Raw genomic sequence first — 20,228 nt, 5'->3', positions numbered from 1 at the left:
CGTATGTGTTTCACTGTTTAGTTATCAAGGTTTGTTGTGTCTGTCTCTCAGACAGCTCGTTTATTTTATCTCATCTCAAATCGTTTGTCAAGTACTTTTTTCAACTTTTTTCAAACTTTTTTTGATGAATCTCTGTCTCGCTGACAGCTTGTTTACTTTATCACATCCGCAAGCGTTTGTCAACAAGTTTTTTCATTTTTTTGAAAAATTTATTTTTTTCAAAAAAACAACGGAGAAGGAGGGATTTGAACCCTCGCGCCGCGTTAGCGACCTATACCCTTAGCAGGGGCACCTCTTCGGCCTCTTGAGTACTTCTCCAGACTCCGAACTTATAATTTCTTATTAAATTGGAGTGCATTTCTTCTGTGTTTTCATCCGAAACGCATGGTTAATTATATCCGAAAGATATAAGTTTTGTCAACACCTTTTTTTCATTTTTTTACATTAATTTTATCTTAGCGCGATTGACCAATCATATTATCCCCTTAGACAGGTGGCTACGCACGACACGCTGTCCGTGTGGACAGCGCAGGGGAAGTCCATCTCAGAGTTCCGAAGTCCGAGGGCTTCCCTGCCCCCCACCCTCTTGGGCACGGAACAAGCGCTACATCTTCGATATATAATGCGACTGACTTTTATTATGGAATCTTATGCCAAGCTGATTACTGTCTGAGCCGATATTATTCCGGAACGTTGTGCCGAGCTGATTCTTAGATACAACATTCCTCCTGAACAATTTCTGTATGACACTCTACTGCCATGCATCATTGAATACTATCTCGAACTGTTCACTTTCAGCAACCGGCCTGTGTGCACAGCCGAGGAGCTGGCATATGGGCGGGGCGCTCTGCAGGAGGTGTGACAACTACTTAGGCTCTGGAAGGTGGCGTTGTTTTTCAAAAGTTCGCTGTCTGAGCGCAGCGAGTTCGGACTTTTGGAAAACGCTTTTAGCCACCTTTCAGAGTCTTAGTAGTTTCCACCGACGAAGCCTGTCCCGCCCATATGCCAGCTCCTCGGCGTCCGTCAAACCACGAAATCCCGCAACACCCAAAGAAAAGAGGCCGCACATGCAGCCTCTTACACACATAACTATAGAAACTATAAGTAACCCAACATCAGATCATCCAGAAATTATCCGTGCAGACAATCCTCCTGTAAGTCTCAAACTTAAACCACTTATTATGAAACTCCGACTTATTATCAGCAGCCTCAAACTCCCTCAAAAACATCTGATAATCATCATTACTGCGGATCTCCAGGGCAAAACCTCTCTCATCCACAACAGGAAGCCCCATAAACACATACTCATCCAGCGGAATAATATCCTGCACCCTCTTATCACGGATCATAACAGCCGCGCTATCCTCCAGAGAAACAATATCAAAATAGCCCGGATACTCAAAGCTGTCACCCTCAACAGGCACCACATCCCCTACATGATAAGTCTTAACCTCTTTATCCGCCTTGGAAAGCAGCGCATTCTCAAGGTTAAAATAAAACTCCTCAAAAACATAACCGCCAACCTTCACATCATCCTTCTGGAAATAAGGCTTCTCACCCTCAGTATCCACAGACTCCACAACACCACAAGCAGAAGTCATATGACTCACACGATCGATCAAGATCAGCTCACCAAGAGTCTTATTCTTCTTAAACTCATCCAGCACAACCTTATCAGAAAGTCCAATCTTGCACAAAGCAATCTCATTCTTCACAATCGTATCAGCAGGCAAATGCTCCCCGGTATTCACATCCGTCTTAAACTCGATACTTTTAACCACACCAGCAATCTTCTTCGTACCAACCTTCACAAGATACTCCTTGCCCACTTCAAGCCTGGAATCATCCATCCATAGAAGCGTAGCCTCAAAGCCCTTTGCAACAGGGATCTCATTATTATTGGTAAGAACACATCCACGGCTTACATCCACCTCTTTATCCAGCTGTATCGTAACAGCCTGGCCTGCAACAGCCTCTTCACGATCGTCACTGCCCACCAGGATCGTCTTAACAGCCACTGTCTCGTTGCTTGGAAGCGTTGTGATGATATCACCTACATGAACCCGGCCACTCTCGATCTGGCCCTGGAAACCGCGAAATTCATGATTTGGACGAGAAACACGCTGAACAGGCAGATAAAACTCGCTGACATTCTCAGCCTCTGAAACATCCACAGTCTCAAGATGCTCCAGAAGAGCTTTCCCCGTATACCAGGGCATATTCGGAGACTTCTTCGTTACGTTATCACCCTCTGTAGCACTGACAGGAATGATCACAACATCCTGAAGCCCCAGAGTCTCAGAAAGCTCATTGATATCCTTTACGATCTCATTAAAACGGCTCTCACTGTAATCAACAAGATCCATCTTGTTAACAGCAAATACAAAATGATGGATACCCATCAGAGCGCAGATACGTGCATGACGCCTTGTCTGGACCAGAACCCCCTGCTTCGCATCCACAAGAATAATGGAAAGCTGAGCAAAGGAAGCTCCAACCGCCATGTTCCTTGTATACTCCTCATGTCCGGGAGTATCCGCAACGATAAAGCTTCTTTTATCGGTTGTAAAATAACGATACGCAACATCAATGGTGATTCCCTGCTCACGTTCTGCCATCAGGCCATCCAGAAGAAGAGAATAATCAATGGCACCACCTCTGGAACCTACCTTGCTGTCCAGAAGAAGGGCTTTTTCCTGGTCCGCATATAAAAGCTTGGAATCATAAAGAATATGACCGATCAGTGTAGATTTTCCATCATCTACACTTCCGCAAGTGATAAATTTCAGTAATCCGCTCATCCTAGAAGTACCCCTCTCTCTTTCTTTTTTCCATACTTGCAGCTCCGCCGTCGGAATCAATAACACGTGTGGTTCTCTCAGATTCCACAGAGCTTAAGGTCTCGTCAATGATCTCGTCCAGTGTCTCCGCGTCAGACTCGATACCACCTGTCAGAGGATAGCATCCGAGAGTACGGAAACGGACCTTTTTCATCTGCGGCTCCTCACCCGGGTTCAGGCGCATTCTGTCGTCATCCACCATGATAATGTTGCCGTCTCTGTATACAACCGGACGCTCTTTTGCAAAATAAAGAGGAACGATCGGGATATTTTCTCTCTTAATATACTGCCAGATATCCGTCTCAGTCCAGTTGGAAATTGGAAAAACACGGATGCTTTCGCCTTTATTGATCTCCGTATTATAAAGCTTCCACATCTCCGGACGCTGGTTCTTCGGATCCCAGGCCTGCTCTGCATTACGGAAGGAGAAGATACGCTCTTTTGCACGGCTTTTCTCCTCGTCACGACGACCGCCGCCAAAAGCAGCTGTGAAACCATATTTCTTAAGAGCCTGCTTCAGTGCTTGCGTTTTCATGATATCTGTGTATGCGGAGCCGCTGTCAAAAGGATTGATACCCTGCTTCACACCATCCTGATTAATGTACTCAAGCATTTCGATTCCCAGATCCTTCGCGGTTTTGTCACGGAACTCGATCATCTCTTTAAATTTCCATGTTGTATTTACGTGAAGAAACGGAAATGGCGGTTTCTCCGGATAAAAAGCCTTCATTGCAAGATGAAGCATTACAGAACTGTCTTTTCCTATAGAATAAAGCATTACCGGCTTCTCGCACTCTGCTGCAACTTCACGGATGATATAAATTGCCTCTGCTTCCAGCTCATCCAAATGTGATAATCCACTCATATCTGATCTCATCCTCCTGTTCCGGCCGCCAGAACCGGCAGCACTTATCTTCTGGTCTAATATTTATTCGAATTCCGTCGATCCACATCGATCACGGATGTAGAACCGTCCGTTTTTGTAATGATCCAATGAAGGATATCCCCTTCGCTTTTTACATTCATGATACTTCCGTTCCCGCCGATATCCGCACCAAGGAAAAAGTCGATGGCACCGGCTTTACATTCCTTTACACAGGAAACGCAGCCCCAGCAGTTTTTCGGATATTTCATCACGGCTTTTTTGTCTTCCATGACGATCAGGGTTCCCGGACATACTTCACTGCATTTTCTGCAGCCAACACATTTTTTCTGATCAATTCGTATGCTCATATGTGTCCTCCTTTACAATGTCGCGAAAAATCATCCTGATCTCACCGTTTTCCAGTTTCGAATTTACATATTTATAAAATTTCTCATCTGTTTCCGGATGATCCATATTTTCGTTAAAAGAATGCCATCTGGTCTCTTTGCGGTTTTTCAGATGAGCGATCAGTGAACGGCACACAATGAGACGCTCACGAAGTTCGTATACAAACATCAGCTCATGCATATCTGCTGCCGCTGTTTTTTCGGCAAGAGCCTGAAGCTGAAGGATTTTTTCATCTGCAAGAGCAAGCTGCTTCTCATTAAACTGATAATTAGAAGCAATTCCTCCCGCATATTCATCCATGACTTTCTGCATAGCCTCTTCCAGTTCTTCCACGGAAAATGCCGGTGCGTCTTCATTTCGGAACTTTTCGTACTGAGAAAGAATTTCCCCTTCCTGAACCTTAATCTCTGTCTCAGTCTGAATATCTGCTTCCTTCAGAGTTCCGGCCTTAAACTGTTTCACCATATCCAATGCTGCAAGCTTTCCTTCTGCAAGAGCTCCTGTTACATATTTCTGCGGACATCCGCCTGCAACATCACCAGCTGCATATAGCCCCTTTACCGTGGTTTCACGGCCTGTATTTACCCAGTAGCCGCTGGCTGTATGACCGCCTACGATATACGGCTCTGTTCCCTGGATCTCCACATCCTGCTCGCTGGGGCTCTTTCCGCTTTCGATCCATTTCAGAGTCTGGCTCGGTGCCATGTTGAGATAAGCCTTCAGAAGATCTTCATCCTGTTCCTTCGTGATCCCTGTAGTCTTCAGGTAACACGGGCCATGGCCAAGCTGGTTTTCCCGGACTGTTCCATAAACTCTCTCGCTTGTGGTCAGTCCGTATTTTGTCTCATAGATCTCGCCAGCTGCATTGATCTGTTTTGCGCCGACACCCTGTGCGATGGTTCCCGTAGGAGCAATGGTATCCTTGCAGCGAAGTGCGATAAAACGCATCTCAAAGGACGTCATCTCCGCACCTGCCAGGATTCCCATTGCATATCCGGCACCTGTGTTAAACGGCGGATACCACATCTTATGTCTGGAAAATCCCGGATTGTTCGGCTTATAAAGTCCAGCCGCTCCGCCTGTTGCAGCAAGAACTGCCTTTGCCCGGATAATGTATGCGGTTTCTTCCATAATAGAGAAACCAACCGCTCCGTAAACCTGTCCGTCTTTTACAAGAAGGTCTGTGATATTTACATAATTCAGAACGTCTACGTTCTCAGCTTTATGAACTGCATTAGCAAGAAGTGGTTTAAAATTTTCACCGTTGATCTTGATGTTACGGTTTCCTCTGGCTACATAATCACCATTTTCATCCTTCAGGATCACAAGCCCAAGCTTTTCCATCTTTGCAGTAACTTCGTTGAAATTCTCCGCTGCTGTAAGAAGAAGGTCCTGCCTTACGATCCCGGCGGCATCCTTTGTTGCATAATCTACATAATCCTGCGGCTTGCGGCCTTTTACAATGTAGGCATTGATTGCATTAACACCTGCTGCCAGACAGCCGCTTCGTCTGATATTTGCTTTTTCTGCGATCAGTACCCTGCCGGCTTTCTGTTCTGAGAGAACCAGCGCCGCATAGCAGCCTGCGGTACCTCCTCCTATGATCAGCACATCTGTTGTAATTTCCTTTGTGTTTAATCTGTTTTTCATACTCATCACTCTGTTATCTGAAGCTCATGTACAGTTACATTTTTCTCTTTATCTACGCCAAAGGCCTTCAACACCGGATTTTCTGCATCCATAAGGGAGAGGATCAGATATTCGATGTTCGGGTCAAATGCAAGTCGTTTATCTTCTTCGGAAGGCCTTGACGGAGACTCCGGATGAGAATGAAAGTTTCCGATCATCTGATATCCGTTCTGACGGATATCCTTGATCGCGCTCAGCTGTTCCTTCGGGTCCATGGAAAAGTGTTCGTTACTTTCATCGATATTTGTCAGCAGATACACCTTCTCGATGGTTTTTACATCGTCCTCAATGGTCCCGCCCAGAAGGCCGCAGGACTCATTGGGAAGTCCTTTTCTGCAGTGGTCTAATATTTTCTCGTAATCTTCTTTTTTTAATTTCAGCATTTCTTCGCAGCCTCCAATGGGTTTCTATACTTAATTTTTAGTGTTTTAATTCACATACAGCCTGCTCATAATCGATCAGTTCTGTGATCGTCGGATCATCGCCGCATACCGGGCAATGATGATTCTTCGGAAGCTTCACGGTACGGAATGTCATCTTCAGCGCATCGTAGGTAAGAAGTCTTCCTGTAAGAAGATCACCCTGTCCGATGATGTACTTGATCGCTTCCATTGCCTGAAGGCTTCCGATCACTCCGCCCATGGCTCCGATCACGCCAGCCTGCTTACAGGTCGGTACGGCATCCTTTGGCGGCGGGCTCTGGAACGCACATCTGTAGCATGGGCCCTGTCCCGGAACGTAAGTCATCAGCTGTCCCTGGAAACGGATGATCCCTGCATGTGAAAACGGTTTCTCAGCCATTACACAGGCATCGTTGATCAGGAATTTTGCAGGAAAGTTGTCTGTTCCGTCAAGAATGAAATCGTAATCTTTGATCAGATCCATGATGTTGCTGGAATCTACAAAGGTATGATATGTATTTACAGTAACGTCCGGGTTAATTGCTTTCATGGTCTCAGCCGCAGACTCTACCTTCAGTTTGCCGACATCTGCAGTTGTGTGGATGACCTGTCGCTGAAGATTGGAAAGATCTACCTCATCTGCATCCGCGATCCCGATAGTTCCCACACCTGCTGCTGCAAGGTAAAGGGCTGCCGGTGCTCCAAGTCCGCCGGCTCCGATGATCAGAACCTTGGCATTCAGAAGCTTTTTCTGACCTTTTACTCCAACCTCTTTCAGGATGATATGGCGGGAGTACCGCTCAAGCTGCTCATTTGTAAAAGCCATTATCTTGCGCCTCCTCCCATGTAGTACAGGAACTCAACAACGTCGCCGTCCTTTACCTCTGTTTCCGGAACGTCTGCCTTGCTGATGAATTCATCGTTGATAGTTACGGTTACATACTTAGGACTTTCAATATCCTCTTTCTCAATAAGCTCTGTAAGCTTCAGTCCGTCTTCGTACTCTTTTTTATTTCCTGCAACTGTGATTGTCATTTCTCTGTTCTCCTATTCTTCAACTTTTCTTACGATCAGTGTATAAGTTCCGTCTTCGTTGTCCTCGAGCTTCAGAATCTGATGTCCTTCTTCCTTCACGCTTCTCGGCACATTCTGTACCGGCTCGCCATCGTTCATTTTGATCGCCAGGATCTGTCCGTCATCCAGCTCCTCAAGTGCTACCTTTGCTTTTACAAAGGTTACCGGGCAGACCACATCGGTAATATCTACTGTATCATCAATCTTAATATCAGCCATTGTATGCTCCTTTCAAAACTTCCTGAAGTTTTTCAGCGCCTACCCGGTCGATGGTAAATTTAAAACGCTCTCCCGGATTTGCATGATCATCAAAGAACTGGATCGCTGCATCGGTCACTCTGAAAAGCTGCTCCTCAGAGGTGATCAGCGGAAGGAATTCCTGTCCCTTGCTGATGTGATTTCCAAACGTTCCGCCAAAGGAAACGATATATGCTTCGTTTACATCCCATGCATCCACCGGACAGGATTTTGCACATCTGCCGCAGTAGTTGCATTTCTCTGTGTCGATCACCAGCTTGTCATCCTCAAAGGAGATAGCGTTTTCTCTGCAGGCCTTTTCGCAGACACCACAGTGGATACATGCGTCCTCTTTCCAGCTGACCTCAGCTGCTCCCTTGATCCCTACATCATTCTCCTCTGCCTTCAGACAGTTGTTCTGGCATCCGGTAACACCGAATTTGAATTTATGAGGAAGCTCTCTTCCGAAATATCTTTCATTTAATTTCACTGCAATGTCATAGCTGTTGATATTTCCGCTTGGACAGACAGCGTTGCCCTGGCAGGCTGTAACTGTACGGACTCTCGGTCCGCAGACACCAGGCTTGCATCCGCCTTTTGCAAGATCATCCTTTACATCATCAATATCATCTAATTTAATGAACGGGATCTCAACTCCCTGTCTGGAAGTAAGATGTACATATCCGTCACCGTATTTCTCAGCTACCTCTGCGATCTTCTTAAGGTTTTCTGCGGTAAGTGTACCGCCTACACAGGCAAGACGAAGAGAAAAATTATTTTTCTGCTTCTGTCTCATGAAACCACCTTTTTTTAATGTAGCGTAATCTACTTTTGCCATAACGAACTCTCCATTTCTCTGCTGGTGCAGCTCTTAGATTTTATCGGTTATTTTCTATCGCTTGTTTGAAATCTTCTTTTAAATCTTCAATATCTTCAATTCCCACACTGATACGGATCAGATCCTCGAATACTCCGGACTGCAGCTTCTCTTCGTCGGAGATGTGTGCCGCGATGGTGGATTCCGGATGGATCACCAGGGTCTTCGTATCTCCGATATTGGAGATGATCAGCGGGATCTTCAATGAATTAATAATGGAAAAAGCCTTCTCCTTGCTTCCGGTTCTTACGGTTACGATAGCTCCGTAGCCATTCCTGAACTGCTTTTCCGCAATTTCGTGATAAGGGCTTTCTTCCAGTCCCGGATAATTTACTTCAATGTCACCACCCAGGCCCTGTAAAAATCTCGCAAGCTCCAGTGCATTGTCACACTGTCTCTGCATTCGAAGTCCCAGGGTTTCCAGTCCCAGGTTATTAAGGAAAGCATTCTGCGGAGCAAGACACGCGCCAGTGTTCCGGAAAAGTCCGTTTCTAAGCTTGGCGATGTATGCAAATGGTCCGAATTTCCGGTATGGAGCAAGTCCCGGATATCGGTAAGGGTCCCATTTCAGACCCTTACCACAGACAAGAATACCGCTGATGGCATCGCTGCTTCCATTGATATATTTGGAAGAGGAATGAACCACAATGTCAGCTCCAAGCTTCAGTGGCTGGATCAGATACGGGGTTGCCACCGTGTTGTCTACGATCAGCGGTACGTCATGCTTATGTGCCACTTCCGCAACTGCCTGGATATCGGTAACATCTAGCTTGGGGTTGCCAATGGTCTCCGCAAAAACAAGTCGCGTCTTCTCTGTGATCTCTGCCTCAAAAGCTTCCGGCTTATTCTCTTTCACATATTTTACAGAAATCCCGAAAGGCTTCAGATCATCGAACAATTCCACAGTTCCGCCATACAGTCCGCAGGCTGCCACAATCTCGTTTCCCGCCTGAAGAATGTTCAGAAACGCATTGGTCAGCGCTGCCATTCCGGAAGCACAGGCCACACTGCCGATCCCATCCTCCAGCATGGTCACTCTCTTCTCAAAGGACTCTACCGTAGGATTGTTGATCCTTGTATAGGAGAAGCCCATTTTTTTATTGTCAAAAATTTTCTCCAGGTCTTCCGCGCTGTCATGTCGGAATGCGCTGCTCTGATAGATTGGAACCTGTGTTGCACCCTGTGGATATTTCTCGTTGGTGCCGTGGAGCAGCCCTGTATTAAAGCCGTATTCGTTCATAGCCTCTTCCCTTTCTTTTGTTGACACTTATATTAACCTACTATTCATAGTATGTCAATAGGAAAACGGGATTAAATGTATTTTTTTGTGTACACAACTATACGACAGCATGATACAATTATAGCAGTTACGATAATCACAGCACCAAAAGAAAGATGCTCGCAGACATACAACAAACCCACATTAAGAACAGGAGGTGATCCTTATCAATATAAACCCAAAGCTCCGAAATATTTTTCACTCTTTATTCAGTCCCATCCTTGATTTCCGCGTTCGGCTGTTCAACATCCTCGCCTTGGGAGGTACTGTGATCAGCCTGATCATGGCCTTTCTCAGCCTCGGGACCGGTTCCTGGGGAAATGTACTGATCAATTTTGCGCTGGTTGCAATCTCCGGAGGGCTTTTTCTTTATTCCTATTACAGTGGAAAATATCAGCGCTGCTACCTGATCACCATTGTCGTGATTTTTCTGATCGTTTTTCCGGTGATGTTTTTTACCAGCGGCGGTTATCGTGGCGGCATGCCGGCATTCTTTGTGTTTGCTATTATTTTTACCGTGCTGATGCTGGAAAAAAGACGCGCTCTGATCGTTTCCCTGCTGGAGATTCTCCTTTATATGGGACTGTGTCTGGTTGCATACCATTTCCCGAACACTGTAACTCCTTTTGCCACGGAAGCAGACCGGCTGGCAGATATCCTTCTGGCGTTTGTCTCTGTAAGTATTGTCTGCGGCAGTGTTCTCTATTTTCATCTGAAGGAATATAACCAGCAGCAGCTCCTTCTGGAGGAACAGAATCTGCGACTGCGCTCCCTTGATAATGCCAAGTCCACCTTCCTGACCACCGTTGCCCATGAGATTAAAAATCCTCTGAGTTCCATTTCCCTCCACGCGCGGGACACCTCCGAGCTCCTTGAGGAAGAGCCTCTGGATTTCTCTCTTATGCAGGAAAATCTCCGCACCATTGAACAGTCGGTAATGCGGATTGACCGGATCGTGCTGGATCTGATGGATACGGTTTCCATTGAACAGGGACGGCTTGCCCTTTCCCTTGTCCCATCAGATCTGTCCGGTCTTTTGTATTCTGTAAAAAAAGACTACTGCAGTCATCCAAGCTCAAAGAACAATCAGCTGGTCCTTACGACACAATCCGGACTCCCGGAAATCTCTGCTGATCCGGAACGGCTGATCCAGGTTGTCACCAATCTGATCTCCAATGCAGAGCGTCACACCCAAAACGGAACCATCACCATTTCTCTTACCGGCGAACCGGGCTGGCAGACCATCTGCGTCTCCGACACCGGAACCGGCATGTCAGAAGAAATGCGAAAAAACGCACTCAAGGGTTATGTTTCCGCTGATAAGGATTACTGGCGGCACGGCATAGGCCTCTATGTCTGTCATCAGATCATCACTGCCCATGGCGGCAAAATATGGCTGAAAAGTAAAGAAGGCGAGGGAACTCAGGTGTTCTTCTCACTTCCGGAGGAGGAATCATAAATGAATGAAAAGAAATCACTTATCCTTATGGTCGAGGATGAAGAACAGGTGCTGAATACCAACTGCCGGATGCTGCGGCGCCGTGGCTACGATGTCCGCACTGCACAGACAGCCGCCGAAGCCTATCATCAGCTTGAAGAACAGCTGCCGGATCTTCTGATCCTGGACATTATGCTTCCGGACGGAAACGGTCTGGATATCTGCCGCCGCTTCCGCGAAAAGACCATGAATCCGGTTCTTTTTCTCACCGGAAAAAGTGATATCCGGGATCGGGTAGAAGGACTTCAGCAGGGAGGCGACTATTATCTCACCAAACCTTATAATTTCGATGAATTTCTGGCCGTGATCCAGATGCTTCTGGAACGCCAGAAACGAATGGAAGAAAAAATAAAAGAAAAATTTCAGTCCTCCCGTCAGATCACCATCGGCAGCCTGCGGTTAGATCTTTCGGATGGCCATGCATATCTCAATAATGCCGACACAGGCCTTACCCGGACCGAATTCTCTCTGCTGCGTCTCCTTGCAGAAAACCAGGAGAAGATTTTTTCTGCAAAAGAGCTCTACGAAGCGGTATGGGGCAGCTGTGCAGGAACAGATACCAGCACGGTACGGCGGCATATCTTTAACCTCCGGACCAAGATCGGTGCCGAAGATACCGATGAGTATGACATTGTCTCGGTTTATGGGAAGGGATATCTTTTTACCTGCCGGTAAGCCGGCCTTTTCACGATCGGATAACATATTTCCAGACCTGTACGCAGCTTTCCGTAAATGTCTCTTTTTCTTCACATTTCCGGATATCGGGATCTGTCTGTTACAATGTACTTAACAGACAGATCTTTTTTATTTGTAAAAATTTATGATCAAAGAATAGTAAGCAGCTAACTGCTGCGCAATTTATCAGGAGGTGCCTATGCATAAAAAAATCTTAGTTCTTTTAACAGGCGCGATCGCTCTTTCCATATCTGCAGTCCCGGTCCTCGCTTCTGACCCTCCAACCGATGACGGTCAGTACATCTGGCAGGATGAAAACGGAGATTACTGGTACCGCAATGGTTCCGAGGATGAATATATCGGGGAAGGTAATTATGCCCCTGACCCGGATTCCGGTGAACTGATGGAAGGCAACGATGCCGGCTGGACCGAACAGGACGGTTATTTTGAGCCTCATTATTATTATGAGGACGGCAGTGTGTGGCTGGAAGATGCCACCGGAACCACATATATTGGCTCCAGAGATAAATATTATATTGATGACTACGGTAATCTTCAGGAATATTCCGATTCTGAAACTGATTCCTCCTCCGGAGATTCTTCAGAAGAATCCTCCGATACCAGTGGAAACTCCTCCTCGCAGGATTCCGATTCTTCATACCCAAATTCCTCTTCCGATACAAACACGGAAGATTCCTCCGAATCGGAAAAGCGCGGCGAGCTTCATATGCGGGTTGGATTCCCTGCCGATGATACGATCAGAGAATCCATGCCCGAAAAAGAAGGTTATTTCGAGCAGCGTTCCGTAAATGGCGGAAAAAGCACTGCCTTTGTTTTAAAAGTACCGAATTCCTCTCTGGCGGATTCTTCCCTGAAGGGTTTTCTGGCAGAATACTATCCGGTAAAGGGTGAGATCATCACCAAAAAAGATCTTACCTTTGAATCTTATCCTGCCACGAAATATCAATACTTAACCGAAGTCAACGAAGAAGAAAAAAATGTAGATGCTCTTGTATGCCAGACTGACGATTATACATTCGGACTTTTTGTCCTGACTCCGTCAGACACCTATGATAAGGCCGCCGAAAAGGAAGCCACAGAGCTGATCAAATCCATAGATTTCGTTTACGCAGAGCGTGTGGATATGGCCATGACGGATTACTTCCAGGTCCTCACTCCGGAGCGTTGGAAATATCTCTGCCATTATGAAACAACCGAAACCGAAAATGGTGGATATAAACTGACTTATTACAATGAGGATGTTCCTGTACTGACTCTGGAAGCCAGATATTACGATGGCGAAGACCAGCCTCTGGACAGTGTATGGCAGGGCTATCTCGGCCGTATCGAAACCGTCGACGGCAAAAAATACGATCTTCTGTCCACCATCAGCCAGTACTCCAAGGACGTCTCTGATGAATGGAAGGAAATGTATGACACTTATCTGGATGTCATAAACGGGATCCGTATAATGGACGGCTGTTCCCTGACCGAAGGAAGCCATGCCTGATCCCTTGTGATTCACAATATTTACATAAAAGAAGCTGCAGACTCTGTTTTTTCACTGTTCTGCAGCTTCTTTGCGTTATTGTGTCCGACTATATCTTCTGCTGTCTATCCTTCGTAAATCTGATCAAAAATCCCTCCATCTGAGAAATGTGTTTCCTGTGCCTTTTTCCATCCACCAAAATCATCAATGGTGACAAGATTGATGTCCAGGTCAAACACATCGGAGTATTCCTTCAGAATATCCTGGTTTGACGGACGGTAATAATTATCACCGGCGATCCGCTGTGCTTCATCGGAATAGAGATAATTCAGATATTCCTCTGCCACATCTCTGGTGCCTCTTTTGTCTACGACTTTATCGACTACTGCTACAGATGGCTGTGCAAGGATGCTGATACTTGGTGTTACAATCTCGTAATCGTCCGGATAATCCTTTACGGAAAGATAGGCTTCATTTTCCCAGGCGATCAGTACATCACCCTGTCCGTTTTCCACGAAAGAGGTCGTTGCGCCTCTGGCTCCGGTGTCCAGGACAAGTACGTTTTTGTAAAGATCTCCGATGAATTCTTTAATTTTGTCCTCGTCTCCGTTATATTTATCTTTTGCATAGGCCCAGGCTGCCAGATAGTTCCATCTTGCTCCGCCGGAGGTTTTCGGGTTTGGTGTGATCACACCTACGTCTTTCTTTACCAGATCGTCCCAGTCTTTGATGTTCTTCGGATTTCCTTTTCTCACAAGAAATACAATCGTCGAAGTATAGGGAGCGCTGTCCTCCGGAAATTCGTCCACCCATCCGTCATCGATGAGTCCTGCATCCTGGATCGCATCCACATCATACTCCAGTGCCAGTGTTACCACATCTGCTTCCAGTCCGTTGGCAACCTCAAGTGCCTGTTTTCCTGAGCCTCCGTGGGATTGTGTGATGTCCACATCCTGCCCTGTCTTTTCTTTCCAATGCTTCTGAAAGATCTTATTATACTGTTCATAGAGCTCTCTGGTGGGGTCATAGGATACGTTTGTAATGCTGACACTGTCCGCCGCATAAGCGGTTGCTCCTGTAAGACTTCCGATGGTTACTGCTGCCAAAAGGGCTGCTGTTGCTGATTTCCATTTTCTTTTCATAATACTTTTCCTCCTGTTTTTCTGCCTTTATTTTTGTTGTTGGCTTATTATAAACACGAGTAAGTCTTTATGAAAACTATAGAATCGGAAACCGTTTTCATGCTATCCAAAATTCCTGGTATTCCTACCTTAAAAAACAGCAGAAAAATCCCGGAAATCGGTAAATAAACATATGATTCCGTATAAAAATTTCCATTTCAGAATATTTACAGAAAACGTAATCAGCCTTGTATTTACAGTATTTCTGGTGATTTTTTATTTGATATTCAATTCTTCCAGCAGCTTTTTCATATAATTTTCATCTTTCATAGCCTTATCAAGGTCTTCTGTACGGTTCTCTTCCAGAAGTTTTTTTGACAAAAGCAGTCCCTGCTCCATTCCTTTTTTCATTCCTTTTTCCATTCCCTCATCCAACAACATCTGTCCAAGTCTTGTCATAGATATAACCTCCTTAATCTCATCCAGATCTTTACTATCCAAAAACTTATCTGCCAGAGTATATAACATTGCCATTGTTTTTTCTGCTGTTAGGCCACGTTTCTTTTTGGATAGTATAACTGCTTCTTTGATTTTTTCCTTAATCTTCATATTCCCAGACATTAATGGTGTCAACGATAGGCTTGCATAATCTTCTTCCGTAAGCTCTGTTCCGTCTTCTTGTTTTTGTCGTATTTTTTCAAAAACCTCATCTGCATTTCTATCCTTGAGATATATCGGTTGTATCCGATATGTAAACAGTCCCATATTCAATTCTGTCTTAACCGATTTGATTCCACCTGAATAAATCACATAGGTTATAACATTTTTTCCTGTTTTATGTGAATATACCGCATCATAGGCAAGAAATCTGCGCAAATCATTTTCTCCCTTGTCGGTTGTCTGGAATTCTATATGAATATAAAATCCTTCTTTAGTCAGAAATGTAAAATCCATATATAAAGAATGAATAGTAAGTTCTATCAGCTCTGTAGGACCAAGATTCACAAATTCATAGTCAATTCCAAGACTTTTCAGGATCGTATCACGGAAATAATCAAATCCCATTTTCATAATAGCATCTTCATGTTTTGTATTTGCCATGTGGCACCTCTTTTTTAGTTCAGTATCGTTATCGGCTGTGCCTTGAAAATGCTTTTGTAATTTTACTCTGACTCTTTATCTTATGTGAATTTTATTATTCTTAATCGTCCTCCTTGTTATATTTATTTTATCAGACCCGGACTAAAAAATCATCATTACTCTTCCGACAAATTCTTCCTTTATTTTCTATCCGTTTTTATTTTATGGTTATCCACACCCACCCCGGAGAAACATTCTCCGGGGTGGGTGGTTTTCCACATATTCCACAGAAGTTATCCTCTTCTGTCGTGTTTTCACAGATAAATATAGTCGTTCATGACTGGCTGCAGTCCGTGGTCTTTCAGGGCGTTGAAGACTTCGTCCACAGACCTTCCGTCGGAAATCTCAAACTGATCATCACCTTTATCCTCAATATCATCCACATGGCTTCCGATTCCGGTGCTGACACCTGCAGAGATCTTGGTTGCTGCGATATTCACCAGATTGTCACGGACACGCTCACACTCTCTGGTGGATACAGTAATACTTGCAAACGGCATAAACAGACGATATGCACAAACTACCTGCAAAAGCTGCGGTTCGTGTACATCCTTCGGGTTGATCCTGTCGTTGTTGATGATCGGACGAAGTCTCGGGCAGGAAAAAGCGATCTCTGCGTGTGGATATTTTCTCTGCAGAAGATATGCATGATATCCCGTTGCAAAAGCATCCTTGCGGAAATCATCCAGTCCCAGAAGTGCCGCAAAACCAACACCTCGCATGCCGCCTTTTAACGCACGCTCCTGTGTATTTAACCTGTATGGAAAAATCCTCTTGTGGCCTGCCAGATGCAGAGTTTCGTATTTATCAGAATTATAAGTCTCCTGGAAAACTGTCACATAATCTGCGCCGCATTTGTGAAGATATGCGTACTCATCAGAATTCATCGGATACACCTCAAGACCGACTACCTTGAAATATTTCCGGGCGATCTCACAAGCCTTTCCGATATATTCCACATTAGATTTCGTTTTGCTCTCTCCGGTAAGAATCAAGATCTCCTGGAGTCCGGTTTCTGCAATGGCTGCCATCTCTTTCTCGATCTCATCTGCATTCAGCTGTGCGCGGCGGATCTTGTTGTGGCAATTAAATCCACAGTAAATACAGTAGTTCTCACAGTAGTTTGCAATGTAGATCGGTGTAAACATGCAGATACTGTTTCCAAAATGTTTCCTTGTTTCGATCCGTGCAGCCTGTGCGATTTCTTCCAGAAGAGGCAGCGCTGCCGGTGAAAGCAGTGCTTTAAAATCCTCCGGTGTACGGTTGTCATGAACAAGCGCTCTCCGTACATCCGCTTCTGTGTACTTATCATAATCATATGCGTTCATTGCGGAAATAACCTGATCCATTACATCAGATTCTTCCAGCTGTTCCATATCCGGAAGGTACTTCATGTGATCGATACGGTTCTTTTTCATATCTTCCAGAATTTCTTCATTTACAATACTTTCATTAAAATGGCCGTCCTGCTGACTGGCCTGTACTGTTTCTGCCATTGTTGTTGTGTCGCTCCTCTCGTACTTTTATTATTTTCAAATTTGTAATATTTCAGTATCTGTTTTTAGCCATTCGTTTTCTTTTCTGCTCTGGTTGATCTGCATCAAGTGAATATTCGCAATCCGCTTTCGCTACACAGATTTCCCCTTAATAACCGTATATTTCCGAGTCTTTCAATATACTGTCATTATTTTACTCATGCAAAAATCCGGTCAGCGGTGAGGATGCACTTGCACCTCTCTCCAGAGTTCTTCCCATACCGGAAAGATATGCACTTCTTCCTGCCTCAATAGCTTTCTTAAAGGCTTCCGCCATAACACGGACGTCTCCTGCAGTTGCAATGGCTGTATTTGCCATAACTGCTGCAGCACCCATTTCCATAGCCTCACATGCCTGTGACGGGCGGCCGATTCCTGCGTCCACGATGATCGGAAGGTCGATCTCGTCGATAAGGATCTGGATGAATTCTTTTGTACAGATTCCTTTGTTGGAACCGATTGGAGAGCCAAGTGGCATTACACAGGCAGCTCCTGCATTCACCAGATCTCTGGCTGCATTCAGATCCGGATACATGTATGGCATAACTACAAAGCCCTCTTTTGCAAGGATCTCTGTTGCCTTGATGGTCTCGTAATTATCCGGAAGAAGATATTTGGAGTCATGGATAACTTCGATCTTTACAAAATCTCCGCATCCAAGCTCGCGGGAAAGTCTTGCGATACGAACTGCCTCTTCTGCATTTCTGGCGCCGGACGTATTCGGAAGAAGCGTAACATTCTTCGGAATATAGTCCAGAATGTTCGCAAGTCCACCCTCATTTGCACGGCGCAGGGCAAGTGTTACGATCTGAGTTCCTGCTTTTTCAATACATGCTTTTACAAGCTCCAGGGAAAATTTTCCGGAACCAAGGATAAAACGGGAAGTAAACTCATGGCCTCCCAGGATCAGTTTGTCTTCATTTGTGTTTGCTGTTGTCATTTTTTATGTCCACCTTTCTTTATGTCTGTTTGCAGAAAATATTTCCACCGATTTATAACCAGCGCCTTCTTCTGCCAGATCATTCTTCATCTGCATTTTTTCAGTAACTTATCTGTCAGTTACTGCCGTGGTATATCTACCTAATTTTATCTCTATAGCGACATCAGCAGCTTCCGCCGCCCATAAACTGCAGAATCTCCACAACATCGCCATCTTTCAGTACTGTTGTATCGTAAGTATCTCTCTTAATGATTTCTTCATTCAGCTCTACTACAACCTGCACCGGAACATAGTTACATGCTTCTAGATATTCTGTTACTGTCACCGGCTTTTCCAATGTTCTGCTTTCACCATTTACTGTGATCATGATCTCTCCTTTCCGGAAACTTCAAAAGCTATTCGTCAATAAAAAAAGAGTTCACAAAGAAATACACCCGCGGTGGTGCACCCCTTCATGAACTCAGTTCACTCTCAAATTTCCCAATATTCAATTGTCGATACCGGGGTTAAAAGCGTTCGCTCTTGATCCCTTCCCTGTAAATCCTGATCTTACGTATTCAATCGGATAAAAACATCCGCATCCAATAAAAAAGGAGATACACCAAAGTATCTCCCGTAAATTCATCTTATACGTTCCTACGTTGGCATTATCCAAATCAGGTATAAGGGTCGAAGTTGAAGACTTCCTCTCAGCCTGCCATCACAAGCTCCCCTGTTATTTACATGGTTTAGTATAATTCCGATTCTGCTTCATGTCAAGAACAATAAATTTTGGTTTTATTTGCCGGTTTTATTTGCAGAGTGAACAGTAACTTTTATTTATAAGCAGTGAATCCCAGATCTTTCATTGTCAGATTTAAATTCTTTTTCAGATAATCATTTGCTACTTTCATTGTCGCTTTCATCATAATATTGGAAGAATCCTGCAGATCTGTCATCGCTTTTTTTCCGTTTGTATACAAGAAAGTCAGATTCTGACCCTTATAAGCAGATGCTTTTGTAGAAGAAGTCACCAGCAGAAAGACTTCATTTGTAGACAGGGCGGACTTCACACTGACCGTATCAGATTTCACACAGTTTCCGATAATATCCAGTCCGGCAAGGATTCCATCTGAAGGCATAGAGAGCAACATCCCAATATCTATCTTATCTTCTTTCTTCAGATAACCGATCATCAGAGTACTTTCTTTATCTACTTTGACATTTATAAACTGATTTCCGTCTTCAGTATATTTACCTTTCTGACTGATGTATTTTTTCAGTTTGCTATAATTCTGCGTCAATCTGGTATTAGCCGAGGTCGGATTCTTTACAGTAACCTTGCAGGTGAATTTTCTGCCGCCAAGAGTCGCTGTGATAACCGCTGTTCCTGTTTTTACCGCGGTGATCTTTCCGGCAGAAGTTATCTTGACAACATTTGTGTTGCTGCTCTTCCATGACGGTTTCAGACTGGTGCCTTTGATCTTCAGTGTATAAGTTTTTTTCGGTGCCAGTGTCAGGCTGGTCTTATTCAGGGTGAGATAATTCAGACCTGCGATTGCTGTCAGTCCTTTTTTATTATAGCTACTCCAGATCGTATTTTTTCCGGATTTCCGGTAAGCTCTCACTGTGTAAGTATAGCTTACTCCGGTACTTACTTTTGTATCGGTAAACGTAACATTTTTGCTTCCTGTGATGTTTTTTACTGTTTTCCATCCGCTGTTTCCGGTCTTGCGGTATACCCGGTATCCGGCAACTCCTTTTACCTGTTTCCAGCTGAAAATAATCTTATTCCTGCCGGAGATCTTAATAGAAGACATAGTCGGCGTTGCTACGTCTATCGCCGCCTGTACTTCTGTCGCACTGATCAACTCCGGAACCGCAGCTGGTGCCGCCGTTGCAATCATAAAACCTGTCAAAATGCCACATAAAGCTTTTTTCCAATTTCTTCTCATACGCTTTTTTCCTTTCTGCTTTGTGGTATATCTAGATTCCCTAACAAATATAGTATACATTACAAAAAATATTCCTGCTATGATATTTTTCACCGAATCGGGGCTTTCGGTGAAATTCGGCAGTTTCTACAATGGCTTGACACTCCCCTCAGCTAAAGCAGGGGGATTCTTGCTTCTCCCACTACTGCATTGGCAAACACCTTACGGTACTGCAATGTCTTACACA

General features: G+C 44.7%; 19 protein-coding genes, 1 tRNA gene and 1 riboswitch. Of the genes, 3 read left to right on the top strand and 17 right to left on the bottom strand.

What is annotated here, in order from left to right:
• Positions 1 to 230 precede the first annotated feature (230 nt).
• From AB5026_RS16465 to AB5026_RS16415, 11 genes are all read right to left on the bottom strand, one after another.
• A tRNA-Ser gene (locus AB5026_RS16465) sits at positions 231 to 318 on the bottom strand.
• 797 nt (positions 319 to 1,115) lie between these two features.
• Positions 1,116 to 2,801 (bottom strand): sulfate adenylyltransferase subunit 1, encoded by a 1,686-nt coding sequence (locus tag AB5026_RS16460; protein ID WP_368213867.1) that lies wholly within the window; start codon positions 2,799 to 2,801, stop codon positions 1,116 to 1,118.
• Between the two features lies 1 nt (position 2,802).
• Positions 2,803 to 3,705, bottom strand: a complete 903-nt coding sequence (cysD, locus tag AB5026_RS16455; protein ID WP_015526618.1) for a sulfate adenylyltransferase subunit CysD — start codon at positions 3,703 to 3,705, stop codon at positions 2,803 to 2,805.
• A gap of 56 nt (positions 3,706 to 3,761) precedes the next feature.
• On the bottom strand, positions 3,762 to 4,073 hold the full coding sequence (locus tag AB5026_RS16450; RefSeq protein WP_015526617.1) for a ferredoxin family protein: 312 nt from the start codon (positions 4,071 to 4,073) through the stop codon (positions 3,762 to 3,764).
• Positions 4,057 to 5,769, bottom strand: coding sequence for an adenylyl-sulfate reductase subunit alpha (locus AB5026_RS16445; protein ID WP_368213866.1), 1,713 nt, complete (start codon positions 5,767 to 5,769; stop codon positions 4,057 to 4,059). The genes AB5026_RS16450 and AB5026_RS16445 overlap by 17 nt, the downstream gene beginning before the upstream one ends.
• Positions 5,769 to 6,185, bottom strand: a complete 417-nt coding sequence (locus tag AB5026_RS16440; RefSeq protein ID WP_059086473.1) for a M67 family metallopeptidase — start codon at positions 6,183 to 6,185, stop codon at positions 5,769 to 5,771. Before AB5026_RS16440 ends, AB5026_RS16445 begins: the two co-directional genes overlap by 1 nt.
• A gap of 37 nt (positions 6,186 to 6,222) precedes the next feature.
• Positions 6,223 to 7,029: a thiazole biosynthesis adenylyltransferase ThiF gene (thiF, locus tag AB5026_RS16435; RefSeq protein WP_015526615.1), complete on the bottom strand. Its 807-nt coding sequence runs from the start codon at positions 7,027 to 7,029 to the stop codon at positions 6,223 to 6,225.
• Positions 7,029 to 7,238, bottom strand: a complete 210-nt coding sequence (gene thiS, locus AB5026_RS16430; protein WP_368213864.1) for a sulfur carrier protein ThiS — start codon at positions 7,236 to 7,238, stop codon at positions 7,029 to 7,031. Before thiS (AB5026_RS16430) ends, thiF begins: the two co-directional genes overlap by 1 nt.
• Before the next feature lie 12 nt (positions 7,239 to 7,250).
• Positions 7,251 to 7,496: a sulfurtransferase TusA family protein gene (locus AB5026_RS16425; RefSeq protein WP_015526613.1), complete on the bottom strand. Its 246-nt coding sequence runs from the start codon at positions 7,494 to 7,496 to the stop codon at positions 7,251 to 7,253.
• On the bottom strand, positions 7,489 to 8,352 hold the full coding sequence (locus AB5026_RS16420) for a 4Fe-4S binding protein (protein ID WP_021650461.1): 864 nt from the start codon (positions 8,350 to 8,352) through the stop codon (positions 7,489 to 7,491). Before AB5026_RS16420 ends, AB5026_RS16425 begins: the two co-directional genes overlap by 8 nt.
• Before the next feature lie 40 nt (positions 8,353 to 8,392).
• Positions 8,393 to 9,631, bottom strand: coding sequence for an O-acetylhomoserine aminocarboxypropyltransferase/cysteine synthase family protein (locus AB5026_RS16415; RefSeq protein WP_368213869.1), 1,239 nt, complete (start codon positions 9,629 to 9,631; stop codon positions 8,393 to 8,395).
• A gap of 307 nt (positions 9,632 to 9,938) precedes the next feature.
• Here AB5026_RS16415 and AB5026_RS16410 point away from each other — a divergent pair, with 307 nt between their 5' ends.
• From AB5026_RS16410 to AB5026_RS16400, 3 genes are all read left to right on the top strand, one after another.
• Positions 9,939 to 11,129: a sensor histidine kinase KdpD gene (locus AB5026_RS16410; protein ID WP_286187248.1), complete on the top strand. Its 1,191-nt coding sequence runs from the start codon at positions 9,939 to 9,941 to the stop codon at positions 11,127 to 11,129.
• The gene (locus AB5026_RS16405) at positions 11,130 to 11,843 is read left to right on the top strand and encodes a response regulator transcription factor (RefSeq protein ID WP_021650464.1); all 714 of its coding nucleotides are present in this window, start codon (positions 11,130 to 11,132) and stop codon (positions 11,841 to 11,843) included.
• Between the two features lie 199 nt (positions 11,844 to 12,042).
• A complete protein-coding gene (locus AB5026_RS16400; RefSeq protein WP_118753315.1) occupies positions 12,043 to 13,353 on the top strand; it encodes a hypothetical protein in 1,311 nt (436 codons plus the stop codon).
• A gap of 104 nt (positions 13,354 to 13,457) precedes the next feature.
• Here AB5026_RS16400 and AB5026_RS16395 read toward each other — a convergent pair whose 3' ends face one another.
• The 6 genes from AB5026_RS16395 to AB5026_RS16370 all read right to left on the bottom strand — a co-directional run bounded on the left by AB5026_RS16395 (position 13,458) and on the right by AB5026_RS16370 (position 20,002).
• On the bottom strand, positions 13,458 to 14,474 hold the full coding sequence (locus AB5026_RS16395; RefSeq protein WP_118753314.1) for a sulfate ABC transporter substrate-binding protein: 1,017 nt from the start codon (positions 14,472 to 14,474) through the stop codon (positions 13,458 to 13,460).
• Positions 14,475 to 14,729: 255 nt separating this feature from the next.
• On the bottom strand, positions 14,730 to 15,554 hold the full coding sequence (locus tag AB5026_RS16390; protein ID WP_110104204.1) for a hypothetical protein: 825 nt from the start codon (positions 15,552 to 15,554) through the stop codon (positions 14,730 to 14,732).
• A 293-nt stretch (positions 15,555 to 15,847) separates the two neighbouring features.
• Positions 15,848 to 17,089, bottom strand: a complete 1,242-nt coding sequence (gene thiH / locus AB5026_RS16385; RefSeq protein ID WP_021650467.1) for a 2-iminoacetate synthase ThiH — start codon at positions 17,087 to 17,089, stop codon at positions 15,848 to 15,850.
• 193 nt (positions 17,090 to 17,282) lie between these two features.
• Entirely contained in the window at positions 17,283 to 18,068 is a 786-nt protein-coding gene (locus AB5026_RS16380; RefSeq protein WP_021650468.1) for a thiazole synthase, read from the bottom strand.
• Positions 18,069 to 18,231: 163 nt separating this feature from the next.
• Positions 18,232 to 18,435, bottom strand: a complete 204-nt coding sequence (gene thiS / locus AB5026_RS16375; RefSeq protein WP_015526603.1) for a sulfur carrier protein ThiS — start codon at positions 18,433 to 18,435, stop codon at positions 18,232 to 18,234.
• 249 nt (positions 18,436 to 18,684) lie between these two features.
• A riboswitch (TPP riboswitch) is annotated at positions 18,685 to 18,792 on the bottom strand.
• Positions 18,793 to 18,883: 91 nt separating this feature from the next.
• Positions 18,884 to 20,002 carry an Ig-like domain-containing protein gene (locus AB5026_RS16370; protein ID WP_182465515.1) on the bottom strand — a complete coding sequence of 373 codons (1,119 nt, stop codon included), beginning with the start codon at positions 20,000 to 20,002 and terminating at the stop codon, positions 18,884 to 18,886.
• Positions 20,003 to 20,228 lie beyond the last annotated feature (226 nt).

The organism is Blautia sp. RTP21359st1_E11_RTP21359_211015, assembly GCF_040910705.1.
Lineage (GTDB): Bacteria > Bacillota > Clostridia > Lachnospirales > Lachnospiraceae > Blautia_A > Blautia_A fusiformis.
This window is presented reverse-complemented; position numbering and strand designations above follow the sequence as displayed.